The organism is Caldanaerobius polysaccharolyticus DSM 13641 (assembly GCF_000427425.1).
In the GTDB taxonomy this organism is placed as follows: Bacteria; Bacillota; Thermoanaerobacteria; order Thermoanaerobacterales; family Caldanaerobiaceae; genus Caldanaerobius; species Caldanaerobius polysaccharolyticus.
Genome location: NZ_KE386494.1, coordinates 1,029,384 through 1,049,671, shown reverse-complemented (window position 1 = coordinate 1,049,671; position 20,288 = coordinate 1,029,384). Strand labels below are relative to the sequence as shown.

The following is a 20,288-nucleotide window of genomic DNA, read 5'->3' as shown; positions in this document are numbered from 1 at the left end:
TATTTCACGGTTTTTTATAATTGTGGAACATAGCGATGATATGAGGGTTGCTTTTAAAGAAGGATACGAGTTCATTTAGCTTTTTTAATGTCTCATCGCTTATCGTATGTTCTATCTTTTCGGTTTCTTCAAGGATACTGTCGGTTATGCCTATGAGGCTTAAAAATTCTTTTATGATCTCGTGGCGCTTTAGCAGGGCTTTGCCGATTTGTTGCCCTTTCTCTGTAAGGGTGATTATGCCGTATTTTCTGTAATCTATCAAGTTTAAATCCGATAATTTTTGTACCATTTTTGTGGCCGATGGAGGCTGTACGTTTAAAGCGGCGGCCAGCTCGTTTATCCTGGTATAGGGGGTGTGGGCACAAAGGCGGTATATCATTTCAAGGTAATCTTCCATGGAAGCTGTTAGCGTATTTTCTTCTCTTTTCATATATTCACGAAATGTGTAAAATTCATCCTCTTGCATTTGCATTCACCTGCCATTCAGTATGTTTAGTTTATTTATATGTGTAACCGGTGAATGTTAATATTCATATTTTACATTAGGTAAAAAAATTAGAGGCGGTTAAATTAAGCCTTTTGAAAATTATAGAAGGCAGGTGAACGATGTGATAACTGAGCAACCATTGCTTTTTTACAACAAAATCAAGGGCGCGGTAAAGAACTTCCAAATTGTAAGGTATCTAGGCCCTGCTTTTGTAGTCAGCGTAGCGTATATTGACCCTGGGAATTTTGCTACCAATATTAAGGGAGGGTCTGCGTTTAATTACAGCCTTATATGGGTTATCCTGTGGAGCAATATCATGGCTATTTTCTTGCAGGTCATATCGGCAAAGTTGGGAATAGCTACGGGGTATACACTACCTCAAATGTGCAGTAAGGTGTTTTCGAGAGAGTTAAACTGGTTTTTGTGGGCAATAGCTGAGATGGCAGCTATTGCTACCACCTTGGCAGAATTTTTAGGAGGAGCGCTGGGCTTGTACCTGCTGTTTAATATTCCGTTGGTTTACGCTGGGTTGTTAACAGGCGCTATAACATTTTTAATAACCTATGCGAAGAGGTACGGTCAGAGGATTTTAGAAATTATAATATCGTCTCTTGTGGGAGTTATATGCGTTGCATATGGAATAGAGCTGTTTGTTGCCAGTCCTGATTGGATACAGGTAGGCGTGCACACTTTTATTCCAGCTCTTGAAAACAACGATGCCCTTTTAATCGCCGTAGGGATGCTGGGAGCCACGGTTATGCCTCATGTGATATTTTTGCATTCAGAGCTGGTTCAGTGCAGAAATAAAGATAAGTCCTATGAATACAAGAAAAGGCATTTGCTTATGGAAAAGATAGATGTGGTTTTAGCCATGAATATAGCCTTCATCGTCAATGCGGCAATGGTCGTTGTATCGGCAGCGGTTTTCTACAGCAGGGGAATAAGGGTGGATACCATAGAACAGGCTCATAAATCACTGGAGCCCCTTATGGGGCCTTTATCCAGTGTAGCATTTGCGGTGGCGTTGCTGGCTTCAGGTCTGTCTTCCTCTGCTGTGGGTACCATGGCAGGAGAGGTCGTTATGGATGGCTTTGTGGGTGTAAAGATACCTTTGTTTTTAAGAAGGCTGATCACTATGGTTCCTGCCATGGTTATAATTGGCCTTAATGTTAACCCGATGAAGGCTTTGGTTGTAAGCCAGGTCATACTGAGCTTCGCATTGCCTGCAGCTGTAATTCCCCTTTTATTGATCACAGGGAAAAAGGACATAATGGGTCAATTTGTCAATGGGCTGTATACGAAGTTGTTCGGGTGGTTTGTGGCATCGGTAATAATTAGCTTAAACTGCCTGCTCTTGCTTGATGTGTTTATGGGTATTGGATAAAGCGATGCTTTCGGTATATGGATATGCTTCTTCGCCGTGCTGTGTAAGGTCCAGCCCCAGCTCTTCCTCTTCTTCGCTCAGCCTTACCTGAGTGAATATGGATATGGCTTTTATTATGATAAAGGATGCCACAGCAGCGAATGCGTATGTCACTATTACGCTTATAAACTGAACGAGCAGCTGATGAGGATTTCCGAAGAATAAGCCGTTAGCACCAGCGGGATTGATGGCTTTAGAAGCGAATAAACCGGTAGCTATAGCGCCCCATGTGCCTCCTATTCCATGTATTCCGAAAGCGTCCAGTGAATCATCGTAGCCCAGTTTGTACTTCATTATATTGACGGTATAATAACACAATATGCCGCTTATGAGTCCTATCACTATTGAAGACAGAGGGCTTACAAACCCAGCAGCAGGGGTAATGGCCACAAGGCCAGCTACTGCGCCGCTGGCAGCGCCAAATAGCGTAGGTTTTTTAGTGACCATCCATTCGGTAATCATCCAGCTTAGCGAGGACATCGCTGCGGCTGTGTTGGTAGTGACAAAAGCGTTTACGGCCAATTCGTTTGCGGCCAAAGCGCTGCCTGCGTTGAATCCAAACCAGCCAAACCAGAGTATTGCGGCACCTAATACCACCATGGGCAGGTTGTGGGGAATCATGGGTTCTTGGCCATAGCGCAGCCTTTTACCAAGTACCAATGCCAGCACAAGCCCGGATACGCCTGAACTTATGTGCACCACATTTCCCCCAGCAAAGTCCAGCACGCCTAATGTCCTTAACCATCCGCCATTTCCCCAGACCCAGTGGGATAAGGGGGAGTATACGAGAATGCTCCAAAGAGCGATGAATATGAGGAAAGGCTTAAATCTCATGCGCTCTGCAAAAGCCCCTGTTATGAGGGCTGGCGTTATGATAGCGAACATCATCTGATACACGGCAAAAGCCATGTGAGGAATAGATGAAGCATAGTTGGGGTTTGGTTTTAACCCAACGCCGTTTAAGCCCCACCACTTGAGGCTTCCTATGATGTGATTTACGTCTGGCCCAAAAGAAAGAGAATATCCTAATAAGACCCATATGACAGATACCAGAGCTATGATTATAAAGCTTTGCATCATGGTACCCAACACGTTTTTTCTTCTGACCATTCCACCGTAAAACAGTGCTACTCCCGGTGTCATGAACATGACGAGAGCAGCGGAGATTAGCACAAATGCAGTATCACCTGTATTCAAAAAGATCCCTCCTTGATTTTGAAATTTAAAAAATAAAAGCCTTTAAAAGGGTAAATATAACCCTTTTAAAGGCTTCATCGCCTGAATGAACAACGTCGTTCACGATGTCATTATTATATCTTTATTTTACGCAATTGTCAATAAACATGGGCGAGAATTTTTTTCTCTTGATGTTATGATACCTAAAACCGCTTTTTGTAGTATCTGTTTAGTTCATAAATAAATTTCCTGTGGCTGTACATTCCCATTATGCGTATGCGCTTTAGAGCATACGGATCTGAATCGGGGAAGTTGATGCCCTGTCTTGTGGTTACAGCAGCTTTATAACCCGCTTCTTTGACGATTTTCTCTACATTTTTGTCGTAACTGCCATAAGGATAAGAAAACACCAATACGGGTTTGCCCAGGATTTTTTCCAGCGCCTTTTTTGAGTTTATTATCTCTTCTCTGGCCTGGTCTAAACTTATCTTTGCCAGATGGGGATGGTTCATGGTATGGGCTCCTATGGTTATGCCGTATGCGTTTAACTCTTTTATTTGCTTTAGTGACAGCATTTTGTTTACAGGTTGGACCTTTCTGTCTGCGTCAAAAAAGTTTGTTTTCCCGATGGAATTTACCACAACAAATATCGTAGCTGTAAAGTGGTATTTTTTTAGTATGGGAAAAGCGTATGTATAATTATCCTGGTAGCCGTCGTCGAAGGTTATGACGATTGGGTTTGGTGGCAACGGCTTTTTGTGGTGCCAGTAATCAATTACGTCTTCCAATGATACGGTGTGAAATCCGTGCTTATACAGGTAATCCATCTGCCAATCAAAATCTTTAGGCAGTACCCTGAGGCCTAAACCGCCTGTCTTTCTATCGGGGTTTACCTTGTGGTACATGAGGACAGGGATTCCTCTGGTGGAATAAAACTGCTTGTACATCGTCTTATGATCGCCGGCTGTTCTGGCGTATATAAAAATTCCTATTACAAGTAAAAGCGCAAGGAAAATAAAAACGGCCCTGTGCTCTGGATTTACGCTTTTCATAATATTCCTCCAACCTGTGGTTGTATAATAGATATTATGTAGGCAAAATATATTATGACACTTGCTGTGCAATATAACAATATTTTTTATACAAAATTAACAAAAATTTAAGATGTGTTTAAGCTTTGACAGAAGGGTTTGACGGAAGGTGTAGAATAAATATAATATATAAAAGCATTAGTTAAAAGTATTAGTATGTAAAATGGGAGGGGAAAGCTGTGAGTGGGTATATTCCAGAAATTACTTCGCAGTTAAGACAGAAAATGATAAAGGTGCCTGAGGTGATCAACGAGGCGTCAGGTATAAAAATTTTCGGAAAGCTTATAAAATCCCTGGTTTTTTCGACGGATATTGCCGTTATAAGAAATACCAACGCTAACGCGGTAATTGCAGTCTATCCTTTTACGCCGCAACCCATTATAACCCATGCACTCATGATGGCATCGGATCTGCCGGTGTTTTGCGGTGTAGGAGGAGGGCAGACCCAGGGCAAAAGGGTGGTAAATTTAGCCCTCGATGCGGAATTTCAGGGGGCCATAGGTGTTGTGGTAAATGCGCTTACGCCCAATGAAACTATCAAAAAAATGAGGCAGACCATAGACATACCTATTGTGGTCACTATTATTTCTGAAAAAGACGACGTGAAGGGAAGGCTGGAAGCAGGTGCTACTATTCTCAACATATCAGGGGCAAGAAATACCCCTGAGATTGTAAGAAAGGTGAGAGATGAGTTTCCCCAGGTGCCAATTATAGCCACAGGGGGTCCTTCGGATGAATCTATACTGAGAACTATTGAAGCGGGCGCTAATGCTATAACGTATACGCCGCCTACTACTGCTGAGATTTTTTCGGAGATAATGGATGGATATAGGAAAGGCAGGTAATATACCTTTTACTTGTCTTTTGCGTTAAAAATATTTATAATAATATAGAAAAATAAAGAATAGGAAGCAAAGGAGGAAAATAGTGGAAGAAGAAATATCATTAAGAGAGATAATAGAAGTTGTTTGGAGAGGCAGGAAGATAATTGCCTTAATTACCATTATTTCTACGCTTTTTTCGGCTTTTTTGAGTTTTTTTGTTATAAAGCCTACATACGAAGCGTCTACGAAAATTGTGGTGACGGATGTTACGCCATCCACAGGTTTTTTTGGGTCGGATACTACGGTAATAATACCGGGTAACAACTCTTCCGGTGATAATATCTACAGTGATGTTACGGATAAAGATATATCTTCGCTTTTGTCCTCTTTGTTGAAATATCCTGACATGACTGTTGACACGTTCAAAGAAGAGGTAACCAACCCCGTTGTGTTGCAGGATGCGATAAGTCAATTGAAATTAAATGACAGGTATACTATTGATGATTTAAAATCCCGCGTAAATGTTACTGTTATAGATAAAACCAATTTGATCGATATAACTGTGAAAGATAATAATCCCAGGCTTGCTATGGAGATAGCTGATACAATAGCCGAAAAATTCAGGGATTATATAATTAATAGAAATAATAAGCAGACAGATAAACTGATGGTAACATTGGGTCAGCTGATTAAACTTCAAAACGAGAAAATTGATAAGGCTACTCAGGACCTTAATGAGGCTTTAAACACAAACGACAAAACATTAATAAGCGAAAAGCAGACGAAGTTAAATTTGCTTAAAAAATCCAGAGACATAATGATGGAGAAATACAATATGCTGGAGTTAATTAAAGCCTCAAAATTAGGAGAACAAAGTATTTTGATAACAAATAAGGCGTTACTCCCTGAACAACCTGTGTCGCCTAAGAAATTGTTGAATATATCAATAGCTTTTATACTTGGTATTATGGTTAGCGTATTTGTCGTATTTTTTATGGAGTATTGGAAAAATTCAAGCGATTCTGTTAAATTAAATACGCCACAATGAAAAAGCATATTTTTACTTGTTTCAAAAGGTAGCAGAGGAAATCCATGAAAAATCCTTCTGCTACCTTATATTTTTAAAACCATCTCTTGAGATTTTAGTTCTGTGGTGGTAGAATATATAGTATGATAATTGTATTAGTATACTATATATTGGGGGTATACAGCTGTGATTACATATATTAGAAAAAGGGATGGTTCCGTCGTGCCTTTTGAAGAGGGCAAAATAGAACAGGCCATATTTAAGGCGGCTAAAGCGGTTGGAGGAAGCGACAGAACCATAGCCCATGCGCTTATGTTGCAGGTGGTAGAGGTTATCGAACAGAGGTTCAATGATTCCATACCGTCGGTTGAGGATGTCCAGGATGTAGTGGAAAAAGTGCTCATAGAAAACGGCCATGCCAGGACGGCAAAAGCTTATATACTGTACAGAAAGCAGCATCAGGATATCAGGGATTTTAAAAAATTGTTTCTGGACATAGAGGAGACAGTTGATCAGTACATTGGCAAGGTAGATTGGAGGATAAACGAAAACAGCAACATGGGATTTTCCCTTCAGGGGCTCAACAACCACATATCTACTACTGTGATCTCCAAGTACTGGCTCAACAAGATATATCCCAAAGAGGTAAGGGATGCTCACGTCAACGGAGATTTTCACATTCACGATTTAGGCTTGCTGTCTGTGTACTGTTGCGGCTGGGATTTGCGCGATCTGCTTTTAAGCGGATTTACAGGAGTTGAGGGTAAGGTAGCAAGCAAACCGCCAAAGCATTTCAGGACGGCGTTAGGACAGATCGTAAACTTTTTCTACACCCTCCAGGGAGAAGCGGCGGGAGCTCAGGCGTTTTCTAATTTTGATACATACCTGGCTCCGTTTATATACTACGATGGCCTCACGTATAAAGAGGTCAAGCAGGCTATGCAAGAGTTCATATTCAACCTGAACGTCCCTACGAGGGTAGGATTTCAGACTCCTTTTGTCAACATAACCATGGATCTGGTTGTACCTGGTATACTAGCCGATGAGCCCGTGATAATAGGCGGGCAGCTTATGGATAGGACGTACAAAGAGTTTCAGAAAGAGATGGATATGCTCAACACGGCTTTTGCCGAGGTGATGATGGAAGGAGATGCCAGTGGCCGCATATTCACATTCCCCATACCCACTTACAATATCACGAAGGAATTCGATTGGGACAGCCCTGTAGTGGATAAGGTAATGGAGATGACAGCAAAGTACGGCCTTCCGTATTTCAGCAATTTTATAAACAGCGATATGAAGCCTGAAGATGTCAGGTCAATGTGTTGCAGACTTCGTCTCTCCAACAAAGAACTGAGAAAGCGCGGGGGCGGGCTTTTTGGGGCTAACCCACTGACCGGTTCCATCGGTGTCGTGACAATCAATATGCCAAGGATAGGATATCTTTCCAAGACAAAAGAGGAGTTTTTATCGAGAGTGGGAAGGCTCATGGACATAGCCAGGACAAGCCTTGAGATAAAGCGTGAGGTGTTGGAGAGGTTGACCCAAGAAGGTTTGTATCCTTATGCCAGGTTCTATCTGAGGGATATATACAAGAGGTTTGGTTCCTACTGGCAGAACCACTTCAATACCATAGGTCTTATAGGCATGAACGAAGCGCTATTGAATTTTATGGGCGTTGATATAACCACAGAAAAAGGTCGCTCTTTTGCGCTGGAAGTACTGGATTTTATGAGGGCAAAGATGGAGGAATACCAGCAGGAATCGGGGATTCTCTACAATTTGGAGGCGTCGCCTGCAGAAGGGGCATCGTACAGGCTAGCCAAAAAGGACAAAGAAATGTTTCCGGATATAATAACTTGTGGCCGCGATGAGCCATATTACACCAATTCCACTCAGCTTCCTGTGGACTTTACTGACGACATATTTACAGCGCTGGACCTTCAGGAAGAGTTGCAGTGCAAGTACACGGGAGGAACGGTATTGCATGGCTTCATAGGTGAGAGGATAAACGACGTGGAAACCTGCAAGGCGTTGGTTAAGAAGATCGCTTACAATTACCGGATACCGTACTATACGATTACACCAACCTTTTCCGTGTGCAACGATCACGGTTATATTTCGGGAGAGCATTTTACATGTCCTTATTGCGGGAATGACTGCGAGGTCTACAGCAGGGTAGTAGGATATTACAGGCCGGTGCAGTGTTGGAACAACGGCAAGAAAGAGGAATTTAAAGACAGAAAGGAATTCGCCGTATGATATATGACTTTATGCCTGTCTCTACTGTCGATTATCCAGGCAAAATCGCCACAACCGTGTTTATAAGTGGTTGCAATTTTCGCTGCCCATATTGTCACAACAGCTCCATTGTCATAAACAAAAAAGCCAACCTTACCGATGAGGACATTTTGAGGTATCTGGGCAGGAGAAAAAACCTGATAGACGGTGTATGTATAAGCGGTGGAGAACCTACCCTCTGGGATGGGTTAAAAAGCCTGATGGTCAAAATAAAATCATCAGGCTTTTTGATAAAGCTGGATACTAATGGGTCGAGACCTGAGGTGGTGCAAGAGCTGATTGAAGAGAAGCTGGTGGACTATATTGCCATGGATGTAAAGGCACCACTGGACGGCTACAGGAACTTTTTGACACAGGTAAGAGATATAGAAAAAGTAAATATAAGTGTAGACATTATAAAGAGCTCGCCCGTGGACTACGAGTTCAGGACTACGGTGCACCCTCGCCTGCTGAGCATTGAGGATATAAAGAGGATAGGTCAATGGCTTAAAGGCGCCAGAAAATATGTGCTTCAGGGCTATAGGTATAGCGATGGAGTTTTAAACCCGGCGTTGTGTGGCAGGCAAAACTGCGATAAAGCGTATCTGCAAAAGGCCAGGGATGAGGTTGTGGGGTATTTTGATCGGGTGGAAATAAGGCTGTAGATGAAGGTGTGAAGTTACTGTTTGACACAATAATATGTTATAATTTAATATGGGATGGTAAATATTTAAAGTGAGGACGAGATCTTTATGATGAGTATATCTGCTATTACTAATAAAAGATTAAAAGAAATATTAAAAGAAATCGAAAATAATATGGTAAGCCTTTTTAATAATAAACTGGAGAACATTATTTTATACGGTTCTTATGCACGCGGAGATTATTCCTGTGATTCGGATGTAGATATCATGGTGTTAGTTAATGAAGGAGAAGAAGATCTTAAAAAGTATGATGATAAGATAACGGATATTATGGTCGATTTGTCGCTAAAACATGGTATATTGGTTTCTTTGTATGTCCAAAGCGTTCAGAGCTATAAAAAGTATATTGAGATACTTCCTCTCTTCAGGAACATTGAGAAAGAATGTATCAGGATTTATGGATGATGCTACAAGGGAATTGGCTAAATATAGAATAGAAAAAGCTAAAAACGATTTAAAAGCATCTAAATTACTTCTTGATAATAATATATTCTCAATCTCTTAACAGGTCATATTATTCAATATTTCATGCTGTAAGAGCTGTGTTGGCATTCGAGCATTTTGATTCTAAAAAACATTCTAGTGTTATTGCTTATTTTAACCAGCATTTTGTTAATACAGGAATTTTTGATAGATGTTATTCAAAAATATTGATGAGCGCAGAAAGAATTAGAAATAAAAGTGATTACAATGATTTTTATATAGCGAGTAGGGAAGATGCTGAAAAACAAGTGGAAAATGCAGAAAAGTTTATTAATGCTATGGAAAAGTATGTTAATAAACTGAGTTCTTGAACTGATACGTCAATTATGTTATGCTAGACATGGCATAGATTGCTAGGGATCTATGCCATGTTTGGCTATATAGGGGGTTTACATTGATTATGGCTTTAAAGATCGCTCATATGGCTGATATACATCTGGATTCAGAGTTTTTGGGGCTACCTCCCCGCCTTTCGTCCATCCGCAGGGGAGAAATGATGATGACCTTTGACAGGGCTATTGATACAGTAAAAGCCGAAGGGGTTGACATGCTCATCATATCCGGCGACCTTTTTGACGATCAGTCGGTTTTAAGGAGCACTGTAAAACACGTTGCTTCAAAGCTAGGTGAACTGTACCCTGTAAGAGTTTTTATAGCGCCGGGCAATCACGATCCTTACACCAGAGAGTCGTACTACAGGGTTTCAGATTGGCCTGAAAACGTGCATATATTCTCCCACGGAATAGAGAGATTTGACTTGATGGGTTTAGATGTTTCGGTGTACGGATGGGGTTTTAATGAATCTTATGCGAAAGAACCCGCCCTGGAAGGATTTAAGGTGGAAGACGGCAGCAGGATAAACATCATGGCTATTCACGGAGATGTGGCACAGGAGAGCGTTTATAACCCCATAAGGTCTAGGGATCTGGAGAGCTCAGGGCTGGATTATGCTGCACTGGGCCATATTCATACTTATTCAGGCCTGAGGCGGGCGGGAAAGACGTGGTGGTGCTATCCGGGCAATATAGAAGGCAGGGATTTCAGCGAGTGCGGTCCCAGGGGTTTTGTGATATGCACGCTGGATGAGAAAGGGTGCGATGTGGATTTTCGCCCAATATGCGCCAGGGAATACGTTGTGGTGGAGATCGATGTGACGGACATGCCGGATGTTCAGGAGCTGATGCGCCAGGTGAAAAGGGCCGGTAAAAAAAGCGCCATACTGAGGGTATATCTCAAAGGCTGTGTGGAACAACAATACAAAGATGGGCTAAATATTCCCTTTATGGTGGATCAACTCACTGACAGAGTAAAAGATGGGTTATTTTATGTGGATATTGTGGATGAAACCGATGTAGACATAGATCCCTCTGCTCTGGAAAAAGAACCGGGCATAAAGGGCCTTTATGCCAGAAAGCTAAATGAAATGCTAAGCAGTGCAGGAGAGGATGAAAAAAAGGTGATAAAGGAAGCCCTGAGGCTAGGCATAAAGGCGCTGGAGGGATCTGGCCTATGATCATAAAAGAGCTTTACGTGAAGTCGTTTGGCAAGCTGCGGGATTTAAAACTTATTCTGGGAGATGGCCTAAATATAGTCTTTGGGTCCAATGAAAGCGGCAAGAGCACGTTAATCGCCTTTATAAGGGCTATGCTTTACGGCCTCAGCGAAAAGAAAAACAGGACACCTGACAGAGTGGCGTATATGCCGTGGGACGGCAGCCAGTGCGAGGGGTATATGGTGGTAGCCGATGGCGAGAGAAAAATCATGATACACAGAAAATTTGATAGGGAAAGCTACAAAAGGGATTTTTGCCAGATTTCAGATATGGTAAGGGGCAAGGAGCTGGATATTAAAGGTGAAGACATAACAGGTTTAACGTCAAATGCTTTTGACAATACGGTCTTTATAAGGCAGCTTTCTGTAACAAAGGTGTCGGATGACACGGGGGACTTATACAACAAACTAGTAAACCTCGTCCATACGGGGCAAGAGGATGTGAATGCTTCCAATGCCCTGTCTTATCTTGAAAGCCGCATAAAAGAACTTTCTAGCAGAAGGAAAGACGTATCGATAAATAGCCTAATGGAGCAAAGAGACTCTTTAGAAAAAGAGTTAAACGAGCTTATAAACCAGCATCGGCTTATGATGCAAGATGAATCGAGGCTGCTGGAACTTAAAGAACAGCTTAAAGAATTGGATGAAGAGATTGCCCGATTGGATGAGCTCAAACCTGTAGCTGCTGTCGTAGGAGAGTACAAAGGACAGCTTGCCAGGTTGAAATCTGAGATAGAGACATTGAGCGGCGAAATAAAGGAGTTGGAAGACTCTTCTTTAAAAAAAGCAAGAGAGGAACTGAACAAAAGGCAAAGGGAAGTCAAGAGGCTGTTGCCGGGCAAAGTCGATGATGTGGATGGTGCATTGAGGCGGTTTTCGGTATATCGAGCATATCTGTCATTGGGTGCGGCGCTCGCGGCCATAGGCTTGGTAGCTGTTTTTTTCAACCCTTTGTCTTTTGTGGTGGCAGCGGCCGGCATTGCGTTGACCGTTTTAGGTTATAGATGTAAGGGCAAATACCTAAGGCTTGCGCAGCTTATATCAGAGATTGATGGGATAAAGTCCAGATTAGGCGAAATGCAATCAAAGGTAGATCGCCTGAGATTCGCTAAAGAGGAGAGAGAAAGCAGCGCAAAACAGCTACAAAGGCGCATTGAAGGTCTCATGAGCCAGTTTTTTGTGTACGCGAGACAATACCGTATAAGCGATATAGCGGGTAGTGGCGAGGACCTAAATGGCTTGATAAATAAGGTAATAGGTCAAAAGTCGGAGGAAAAGGAGAAAGTAATAAGCCAGATTGCCTCTATACAGGAGCGCTGGAAGGATTGCGAGGTTTTCAAGAGGATACCTGAGTTGAAGCAGGAGATTGCCTTGCTGGATGAGCGGCTGGATAAGATGAATTTTGAGTACAGGGCCTGTAAGCTGGCCTATAACGTTATGAGCAGCTGCCTTGAAGAGATCAATACAGACTTTGCCCCATCCCTTGTACGCAGAGCGGGGAAGGCTATAAAATCCATAACAGGTAAGTACGAGAAAGTGGGCATTGACAGCGATGGCTTTAAGCTGTCGGTTGTTGTTCCGGAGTACAGCGTGTTTAAATCCCCTTTTGAGCTGAGCGGTGGAACGGCGGATCAGATTTACCTTGGCTTTAGAATAGCTCTGGCCGACATGGTGTCTTGCGATAAAAATCCCCCTTTGATCCTCGACGATGCCCTGGTACAGTATGACGACCAAAGGCTTGAAAATGCTTTGGGCTTTTTGGTGGAGTACGGGAAAAAGCGTCAGGTGATTTTATTTACGTGTCATAAAAGGGAAATTGATGTGGTAGAAAAATTAAATGGCGGTAGCGTAAGTATTATTAGAATATGATAGCTCCGGGATGCCCGGAGCTATTTTGTAAACATAAGCATGTTGGTACTGTCATCGTATTTGTAAGGTTAATTTGAAGGCGTTTGATATTTCAAAACCCCGGTGTTATAATAAAAATCAAATAGACGACAAGGGGGAGGGAAATGTCTTCATACGTATTTATAACCCATGGCGTCTGCCGGGATTTTACAACAGGCAGAGAAGTGGTACACGCTGTCAAGGATGTGAGCATAACCATTGAAGAAAAAAAACTCGTCGCATTAAAAGGCCGTTCAGGATCTGGCAAGACTACTCTCATGAATATCCTGGGTGCGCTAGATTATCCTACTGCTGGCGATGTGTTGTTTCAAGGTAAAAATATTTCTAAGGCTAGCGAAAGAGAAAGAGATGACGTAAGGAGGTACAAATTAGGATACGTTTTTCAGTCTTTTGGCTTGCTGCCCCTTATGTCGGCTTATGAAAACGTTGAATTTGGCCTCAGGATAGCGGGCGTGCCAAAAGACCAGAGAAAGAAGATGGCCAGGGAAGCGCTTGCTGTGGTAGGGCTTTCAAAGCGCATGGATCACAGGCCATTAGAGCTCTCAGGGGGCGAGCAGCAGAGGGTGTCTATAGCCAGGGCCATTGCGCATAGGCCAGCAGCGGTGCTGGCTGATGAGCCTACGGCAGAGCTTGACAGCAGGATGGGGCTTCAGGTTTTAAAGTTGTTTAGGAATTTGGTGGACAACGAGGGGTTAACAGTGGTCATAGCTACCCATGACCCCGCTATTATGGAGGTGGCAGATGTTGTGTACACGTTGGAGGACGGGCAAATTGTATAGGATGCTTAGCCTGTGGGTATTGTCTGCCTTGATCGCGGCCAGTACGGCAGGCTGTAGCTCTATCATGCCCAAAGAAGAGCAGGCACTGGCGCCGCCTTTGATAAAACCTCCTCAGGTCACATATACCTTCGCAAAGGTGACCAGAGGTAGTATCGTGAGGCAAGTGTCAGGTACGGGCACTTTTGTATCAAGCCGGGAGGTGCCTCTGTCTTTTAAGGATATGGAAGGCCGTTTAAAAGACGTATACGTTAAAGCAGGCGATAGCGTAAAAAAAGGGCAATTGCTGGCTGAGCTGGAACCGGGAGATGTGCCTTACAGGCTGCAAACACAGGGGTATGAGGTGCAGAAGGCTAAAATTCGGCTGGAACAGGCCGTGAACAACAAAGCGGACAAGTACACCATAGAGCTTTTAAAGCTGGATCTTGAAGAAGCCCAGCTGCAGTACAGCGTTTTAAGTCAGCAGCTTCAAAAGACTAAAATGTTTTCGCCGATGGATGGCGTGGTGACATTTGTGGATGAGAACGTCAAACAGGGGAGCAACATAGCTAAGTACCAGGCGTTTATAAAAGTCGCGGATCCTTACAGCGTTCAACTGTATTATCAAGCTCTGGACATGAGCAATTATAAATACGTAAAAGCGGGTATGAAAGCCGATGTGGTGATAGACGGCAAGCATTATACGGGAACTGTAACGGTGTCTCCAGCGGATACGGCGGAAGCCGCCGATGACAACAGGAAAAATGCCATGTTTATCAAGGTGGACAATTTACCGTCCTATGTAAAGATGGGTCATATAGCGGATTTTACCATAGTGCTTCAGAAAAAGGATAACGCTTTACTGCTACCTGCTGCCGCTGTAAGGTCTTATATGGGCAGGACGTACGTTCAGGTGATGGAGGGGGATAAAAAAAGGGAGATCGATGTAGAGATAGGTATCCAGACGGCAACCCAGGTTGAAATCGTATCGGGGCTTAAAGAAGGTCAGCAGGTGATTCTTCGCTAGAAAGGGGCCGAAACTCATGACTGTTATTATTATGGTTTTAAGAAAAATTAATAACAACCGTTGGCTGACTTTGTGCCTTCTTATAGGCCTGATCATATCAGTGGGGCTGGTGAGCAGCATACCTATATACACCGATGGCGTGTTGCAAAAATTTTTAATAAAGGAGTTTGAAAACAGCCAACAGAAAACCGATCAGTACCCTGGAAGCTATACCGTTACACTTTACTTTACCGATAAGACGGCTATGGAAAAGAGAGAGGATGTCTTTTATAAAGTAGATCTCTTTATGAAAAAGAGCGGGGAGAAGGCTTTTGGATTACACATGGACGCGGCTATAGTGGATTATTCCACAGACAAGTACAGAATGCAGCCTGTGGATTATAAAAAAGTGGATCCGGGGAAACAGCGCTTTGCGTCGGTACAGGCCCTGTCGAATTTAGAAAAACACATTAAAATCATCGACGGTAAAATGCCGTCCAATAAACCTGCTGACGGAGCTTATGAGGTCATCGTAAACCAGTCGGCACTGGATGCGTACGACACGGTATTGGGCAATGAGTTTTACCTTACCGACCCCTCTGATCCCAATTCTAAAGACGTGATAAAGATCAGGATCGTAGGGGTATTTCAGCCCAAGGATTATAATGATAGGTACTGGATCGGTGCTTCTGATGTACCTTCTACTAAAGATAGCGTGTTTGTAACCCAGGAATTATTTAAAAGGGAATTTATAAATAACAATCCTACCAAGCTGAAATTTGCCCTGTGGAGCTATATATTCGATTACCATCGCATCAATCTGGAGAATATGTATAATCTAGTCTACGCCGACCAGTATATCCAGAGGAATACGGTAAACAGGTTTGAAGACATGGGAGTCTACAGTCAGTACACGCCTATCCTGGAAAGCTACATGGAGAGGCAGAGCCAGCTCAAGATAATGCTGCTTACGCTGGACATCCCGGTGATGCTTATGCTGCTTTTTTATATATTTATGGTTTCGGGATTGCTGGTGGAAAAGCAAAAAGATGAGATCACCGTGTTAAGGAGCCGGGGTGCCACAAAATGGCATATCTTAATGGGCTATTTCATAGAAAATGGGATGCTGTGCGCTATAGCTTTTGTTTTAGGCCCTATCCTGGGGTATTTTATAAGCAAGGTGCTGGGGGTATCCAACGGGTTTATGGAATTTGTCAGCAGGACGGCTATACCGGTGCGTATAACGGCAACTTCTTACCGATATGCTCTGCTGGCGACAGTGGTCGCTATTATAACTTCCCTTATCCCGGCCTACTATGCCAGCAATTACAGCATTGTCACGCAAAAACAGGAAAGCGCAAGGATGGCAAAGCCTACTTTCTGGCAAAAGTATTTTCTGGATGTGGTACTTATAGGTATATCCCTGTACGCACTGTACGCCTTTGACCAGAGACAACAGGTGTTAAATCAGACAAATATCAACACTACTAATCTGAGCATAAACCCATTGTTGTTTTTTGCGTCCACGCTGTTCATCATAGGCTCAGGGTTGTTGCTGATAAGGATTTACCCTTATATCGTAGACCTCATATACAGGATGGGCAATAGCGTGTGGCCTACGCCTCTTTATATCACCCTCATCGAGATAGGGAGGGGCTCCAGACGTTACCAATTTTTAATGCTGTTTCTGGTTATAACCATATCCACAGGCTTATTTGGGGCCAATTCGGCTAGGACCATAAACGCCAATGTGCACGACAGGGTATACTACCAAGTGGGGACAGATATTGTCCTTACCCCTTATTGGGAGGCGGTTAAATCTTCACCCCCTGCTTCTTATACGCCGTCGCCCAGCGGGGATGAGGGCGGTTCAGTGGCACACTATATCGAGCCTTCCTTTTCTATATACCAGAAGCTAGATGGGGTTCAGTATGCTGCCAGGGTCTACGACCGCGATGATGCTACTTTAATATACAACAACAGCGTACAGGACAACGTGAGGATGATGGCCGTAGATCCTTACGATTTTGGTATGACTTTGTGGTTCAGGAATGGGCTATTGCCCTATCACATAAACCAGTATTTGAATCTGCTTTCAAGCAATCCTTCAGCGGCGTTGATTTCTGAGTCGTTGAGCAAAAAGTACCACATATCCCCTGGTGACGAAATAAAAGTGAAAGTGCCGGGAACAGAGGAGGCTACCTTTACGGTTTACGGCATAGTGAATTACTGGCCTTCGTGGAATCCAAAGAAGCCGTCAGATCAAGTGGATGTCAGTATCCCTGCGCTGGTGGTGGCCAACCTACCTTATGTACAGGACAATTTCCCGCTGGAGCCCTACAACGTGTGGATAAAATTAAAACCCGGAGCTACCTCTGAAGAGTTGTATAAATCCATAGAGAAAAACCATGTAGGCGTGATAAGTGTAATCAATGCCAGGCAGGAACTGGTTGCAGCTAAAAACGATCCTTTTCAGTTGGGGCTAAACGGAGCCCTTACCTTAAGCTTTATGATCTCTATTGTAGTATGCTTTATGGGATTTTTAATATACTGGATATTATCCCTGATCAGCCGTGAATACCAGTTTGGCATTTTAAGGGCAATAGGTCTTTACTTCAGGCAGCTTATAGCCATGATCATCTGGGAACAGATATTGACGTCCGGAATGGCTCTGCTTATGGGTATCGCAGTAGGCTTTTTGGCCAGTGCTCTTTATGTGCCTCTGTTTCAGATGGCGTTTAATGCTTCCAACCAGGTTCCGCCTTTTGTCGTGGTATCAGAGGTAGGCGACCAGGTAAAGCTACTGCTTTCGGTGCTGATGATGCTTATAGCTGGCCTTGTAGTGGTAGGATGTATGGCGTCCAGGATCAAGATCAATCAGGCTATAAAGATGGGAGAGGATTAAGCCGTGTTCATGGTAGAATGTGAAGAACTGGTAAAAATCTACAAAGTAGCTGATATAGAGGTGATGGCACTGCAGGGGTTGGACCTGTACGTGGAAAAAGGCGAGCTCATGGCCATAATCGGCAACAGCGGAAGTGGCAAATCCACCCTTTTAAACCTCTTGGGTGGGTTGGACAGACCTACGGCAGGCAAACTGTTTGTGGATGGGAAAGACTTGCTTAAAATGAGCGAAAGGGACCTGGTGCGCTACAAGCGGGAGACGGTAGGGTTTGTGTGGCAGAACAATGCTAGGAACCTTATACCATATCTCTCGGCTCTGGAAAACGTGGAGTTGCCTATGATATTTAAGGGCAGGATAAGGAGGCAAAGGGCCAGAGAGCTTTTAGACATGGTGGGCCTGGGGAATAAAGCGGACCGCAAGCCCTTAGAGCTATCAGGGGGTGAGCAGCAGAGGGTAGCTATAGCTATTGCCCTGGCCAATGACCCCAAGTTGCTGTTGGCTGACGAGCCTACGGGGTCTTTGGATACCGCTACGGCCAATGTGGTACTGGACGTAATAAGGGAATTAAACAGGCAGTTGGGGCTTACTACGATCATCGTGACCCACGACTTGAGGCTTGCCCGCAAGGTAGACAGGGTTGTGGCCATAAGGGATGGCAAGACCAGCAGCGAGTTTATTAGAAGGGTTGATTCAGGTGATGTGAGGACTTTTGAGGAAGAAGAGATGGAGGCGCGCATGAGCGAGATGTCTCACCAGGAACTGGCAATAGTAGACAGGGCCGGGCGTGTGCAGATTCCCAGGGATTATCTTGAGTCCCTGGGGATAAGCAACAGGCTTAAGATAAAGCTGGATGATGGCAAGATTGTGTTATTGCCTCCCGAGGGGAAACAAAAGAAAACGGGTTGATTTATGGCAGTGTCAGATTTACCCGTTTTGTGCTATAATGTTAGAGAGTGGAGAATAAAGGTTGAAAGAAAGGGTGGTTTTTATAAAAAAGGCGGGGACTATAAGCTGCGCGCTGTCTCTGATGGCTGTGGGAATATTAGGCCTTATGGCGCAGACCGGCAAGTTTGTTTTTATTCCCTATATAGGTTCTTACATGATTCCGGCTTTCTTTGTGCTGGTAGGGCTGGACGTAATCATCACGGCCAGGAGGTTTGATAGCGGTTCTGTCAATTATGGCCTTATCTTATTTACCTTTTTTGTGGTGCTTATGGCTGCGCAGTTTTACGCAGGCGGTGTGGACTTAAGGATTAATAGAGAAATACGCCATATTATACGTCCGCCGGTTTACAGACAATTGATGTAGTGATTTAAACCGGTAAAGAATTGGAGGTTTGTTTGATGGAGAATAAGCTGTACCGTTCAACTCACAACAGAATACTTGGTGGGGTTTGCGCAGGTATTGCAGAATACTTTGGGTTAGACCCGACCCTGGTGAGGATAGTCTGGATTATAACCATTTTTGCAGGAGGAGCAGGAATACTGGCGTACATCGTCGCGTGGATACTGATACCCGAAAATCCCGTGGATGTGATAGATGGGTCTGACAAAGGTCTGTTTAACACCAGGGCAGGAGCGGAGGTATTCGGCTGGATACTTATCGCCGTAGGCGCATTGCTCATGTTTAAGTTTGTAGTGCCGTGGTTTTTCAGCAGGTATTTTTGGCCTCTTTTGCTTATAGCTTTAGGAATAGGCCTTATTTTAAGGTACAGGGGTGACAAATGAGGTAATTTTAAGGGAAAGGCAGGATTAAGATGGCCGACGTGGTGGTGTTGGGAAGCCTTAACATGGACTTGGTGCTCAAGACAGAGCGCAATCCCTCTCCTGGCGAAACTATATGCAGCCAGAGCTTTGAGATGCATCCTGGCGGGAAGGGAAACAATCAGGCTGTGGCTTTGGGCAAGCTGGGTGCTGAGGTTTTGATGCTGGGATGCGTAGGCCGTGACGATTACGGTAAAAGGCTGGTCAGGAATTTAAGAGAAAACGGCGTAAACGCCGATTACATTCTGGAGGTTGATGACAGCAGCGGCATAGCTTTTATAAACGTGTTCAAAGGCCAGAATACCATAATCCTCTACAGCGGTGCCAATGGCCACTGCACGGTGGATACCGTAAAGCCTTACGCCCATATTATAAAAGGCGCTAAAATACTGCTTACCCAGCTGGAAATACCTTATGAGACCGTGAAATGGGCCCTTAAAACAGCCCACGATAACGGTGTTATAACGGTTTTAAACCCTGCTCCTGCTCGTCCTTTGGATGAGGATATATGGCGTAATGTGGATGTGATTGTTCCCAACGAGATAGAGTGCAAAGCTCTACTGGAACCAGAAGCAAACCGTATGGAATATGGAGACATCATAAAAAGGATAATAGATAAATCAGTAAAAAATGTGGTCGTAACGCTAGGGGCCCAGGGGTGCGTGTACAATAGTGGCGATACGATAAAAAGGCAGGAAGCTGTGGCCACCAACGTAGTGGATACCACCGGTGCTGGTGATGCTTTTATAGGTGGGCTGGTCTTTGCACTGTCAAAGGGCAAGGGTATTGATGAGGCGGTATGGGCTGGCAGCCGCGTGGCGGCAATTAAGATAGGATTTATGGGAGCACAGGAATACGTCATAGATCCTGATATTTTTAGCTAATGAGGCCCGAAAGGGCAAAT

General features: G+C 43.8%; 19 protein-coding genes. 16 read left to right on the top strand and 3 right to left on the bottom strand.

The features are described from left to right. Positions 1–4: 4 nt before the first annotated feature. Entirely contained in the window at positions 5–466 is a 462-nt protein-coding gene (gene mntR, locus CALPO_RS0106010; protein ID WP_026486525.1) for a transcriptional regulator MntR, read from the bottom strand. Between the two features lie 160 nt (positions 467–626). On the opposite strand from mntR, the gene CALPO_RS0106005 reads away from it, so the two are divergent. Next, complete coding sequence (locus CALPO_RS0106005; RefSeq protein ID WP_407638220.1) at positions 627–1,871, top strand: Nramp family divalent metal transporter; 1,245 nt, start codon at positions 627–629, stop codon at positions 1,869–1,871. Here the strand turns inward: CALPO_RS0106005 and CALPO_RS13385 are convergent. Together CALPO_RS13385 and CALPO_RS0105995 are read right to left on the bottom strand one after the other, a co-directional pair. After that, positions 1,827–3,107, bottom strand: coding sequence for an ammonium transporter (locus CALPO_RS13385; protein WP_218915150.1), 1,281 nt, complete (start codon positions 3,105–3,107; stop codon positions 1,827–1,829). The two genes, CALPO_RS0106005 and CALPO_RS13385, sit on opposite strands and share 45 nt — an antisense overlap. Positions 3,108–3,289: 182 nt before the next feature. Then, on the bottom strand, positions 3,290–4,138 hold the full coding sequence (locus CALPO_RS0105995) for a polysaccharide deacetylase family protein (RefSeq protein ID WP_051585857.1): 849 nt from the start codon (positions 4,136–4,138) through the stop codon (positions 3,290–3,292). A gap of 263 nt (positions 4,139–4,401) precedes the next feature. Here CALPO_RS0105995 and CALPO_RS0105990 point away from each other — a divergent pair, with 263 nt between their 5' ends. The 15 genes from CALPO_RS0105990 to rbsK all read left to right on the top strand — a co-directional run bounded on the left by CALPO_RS0105990 (position 4,402) and on the right by rbsK (position 20,268). Then, on the top strand, positions 4,402–5,022 hold the full coding sequence (locus tag CALPO_RS0105990; RefSeq protein ID WP_051585883.1) for a beta/alpha barrel domain-containing protein: 621 nt from the start codon (positions 4,402–4,404) through the stop codon (positions 5,020–5,022). An 82-nt stretch (positions 5,023–5,104) separates the two neighbouring features. Next, on the top strand, positions 5,105–6,049 hold the full coding sequence (locus tag CALPO_RS0105985) for a YveK family protein (protein WP_026486521.1): 945 nt from the start codon (positions 5,105–5,107) through the stop codon (positions 6,047–6,049). 165 nt (positions 6,050–6,214) lie between these two features. Continuing rightward, positions 6,215–8,290: a ribonucleoside triphosphate reductase gene (locus tag CALPO_RS0105980; protein ID WP_026486520.1), complete on the top strand. Its 2,076-nt coding sequence runs from the start codon at positions 6,215–6,217 to the stop codon at positions 8,288–8,290. Next, positions 8,287–8,973, top strand: a complete 687-nt coding sequence (locus CALPO_RS0105975) for an anaerobic ribonucleoside-triphosphate reductase activating protein (protein ID WP_026486519.1) — start codon at positions 8,287–8,289, stop codon at positions 8,971–8,973. The genes CALPO_RS0105980 and CALPO_RS0105975 overlap by 4 nt, the downstream gene beginning before the upstream one ends. Before the next feature lie 87 nt (positions 8,974–9,060). After that, positions 9,061–9,417: a nucleotidyltransferase domain-containing protein gene (locus tag CALPO_RS0105970; RefSeq protein ID WP_051585856.1), complete on the top strand. Its 357-nt coding sequence runs from the start codon at positions 9,061–9,063 to the stop codon at positions 9,415–9,417. A 137-nt stretch (positions 9,418–9,554) separates the two neighbouring features. Further along, the gene (locus CALPO_RS13380; protein WP_245589895.1) at positions 9,555–9,806 is read left to right on the top strand and encodes a HEPN domain-containing protein; all 252 of its coding nucleotides are present in this window, start codon (positions 9,555–9,557) and stop codon (positions 9,804–9,806) included. Positions 9,807–9,895: 89 nt separating this feature from the next. Further along, complete coding sequence (locus tag CALPO_RS0105960; protein WP_156940139.1) at positions 9,896–11,008, top strand: metallophosphoesterase family protein; 1,113 nt, start codon at positions 9,896–9,898, stop codon at positions 11,006–11,008. Next, positions 11,005–12,915, top strand: a complete 1,911-nt coding sequence (locus CALPO_RS0105955) for an ATP-binding protein (protein ID WP_026486516.1) — start codon at positions 11,005–11,007, stop codon at positions 12,913–12,915. The genes CALPO_RS0105960 and CALPO_RS0105955 overlap by 4 nt, the downstream gene beginning before the upstream one ends. 143 nt (positions 12,916–13,058) lie before the next feature. Further along, a complete protein-coding gene (locus tag CALPO_RS0105950; RefSeq protein ID WP_026486515.1) occupies positions 13,059–13,733 on the top strand; it encodes an ABC transporter ATP-binding protein in 675 nt (224 codons plus the stop codon). Next, positions 13,696–14,736 carry an efflux RND transporter periplasmic adaptor subunit gene (locus tag CALPO_RS0105945; protein ID WP_169736184.1) on the top strand — a complete coding sequence of 347 codons (1,041 nt, stop codon included), beginning with the start codon at positions 13,696–13,698 and terminating at the stop codon, positions 14,734–14,736. The genes CALPO_RS0105950 and CALPO_RS0105945 overlap by 38 nt, the downstream gene beginning before the upstream one ends. Positions 14,737–14,752: 16 nt before the next feature. Continuing rightward, positions 14,753–17,620, top strand: coding sequence for an ABC transporter permease (locus CALPO_RS0105940; protein ID WP_026486513.1), 2,868 nt, complete (start codon positions 14,753–14,755; stop codon positions 17,618–17,620). 9 nt (positions 17,621–17,629) lie between these two features. Beyond that, a complete protein-coding gene (locus CALPO_RS0105935) occupies positions 17,630–18,526 on the top strand; it encodes an ABC transporter ATP-binding protein (RefSeq protein WP_026486512.1) in 897 nt (298 codons plus the stop codon). 61 nt (positions 18,527–18,587) lie between these two features. Next, positions 18,588–18,929, top strand: coding sequence for a hypothetical protein (locus CALPO_RS0105930; protein ID WP_026486511.1), 342 nt, complete (start codon positions 18,588–18,590; stop codon positions 18,927–18,929). A gap of 35 nt (positions 18,930–18,964) precedes the next feature. Then, positions 18,965–19,348 carry a PspC domain-containing protein gene (locus CALPO_RS0105925; protein ID WP_026486510.1) on the top strand — a complete coding sequence of 128 codons (384 nt, stop codon included), beginning with the start codon at positions 18,965–18,967 and terminating at the stop codon, positions 19,346–19,348. A 29-nt stretch (positions 19,349–19,377) separates the two neighbouring features. Then, the gene (gene rbsK, locus CALPO_RS0105920) at positions 19,378–20,268 is read left to right on the top strand and encodes a ribokinase (RefSeq protein ID WP_026486509.1); all 891 of its coding nucleotides are present in this window, start codon (positions 19,378–19,380) and stop codon (positions 20,266–20,268) included. The last annotated feature ends 20 nt before the right edge of the window (positions 20,269–20,288 follow it).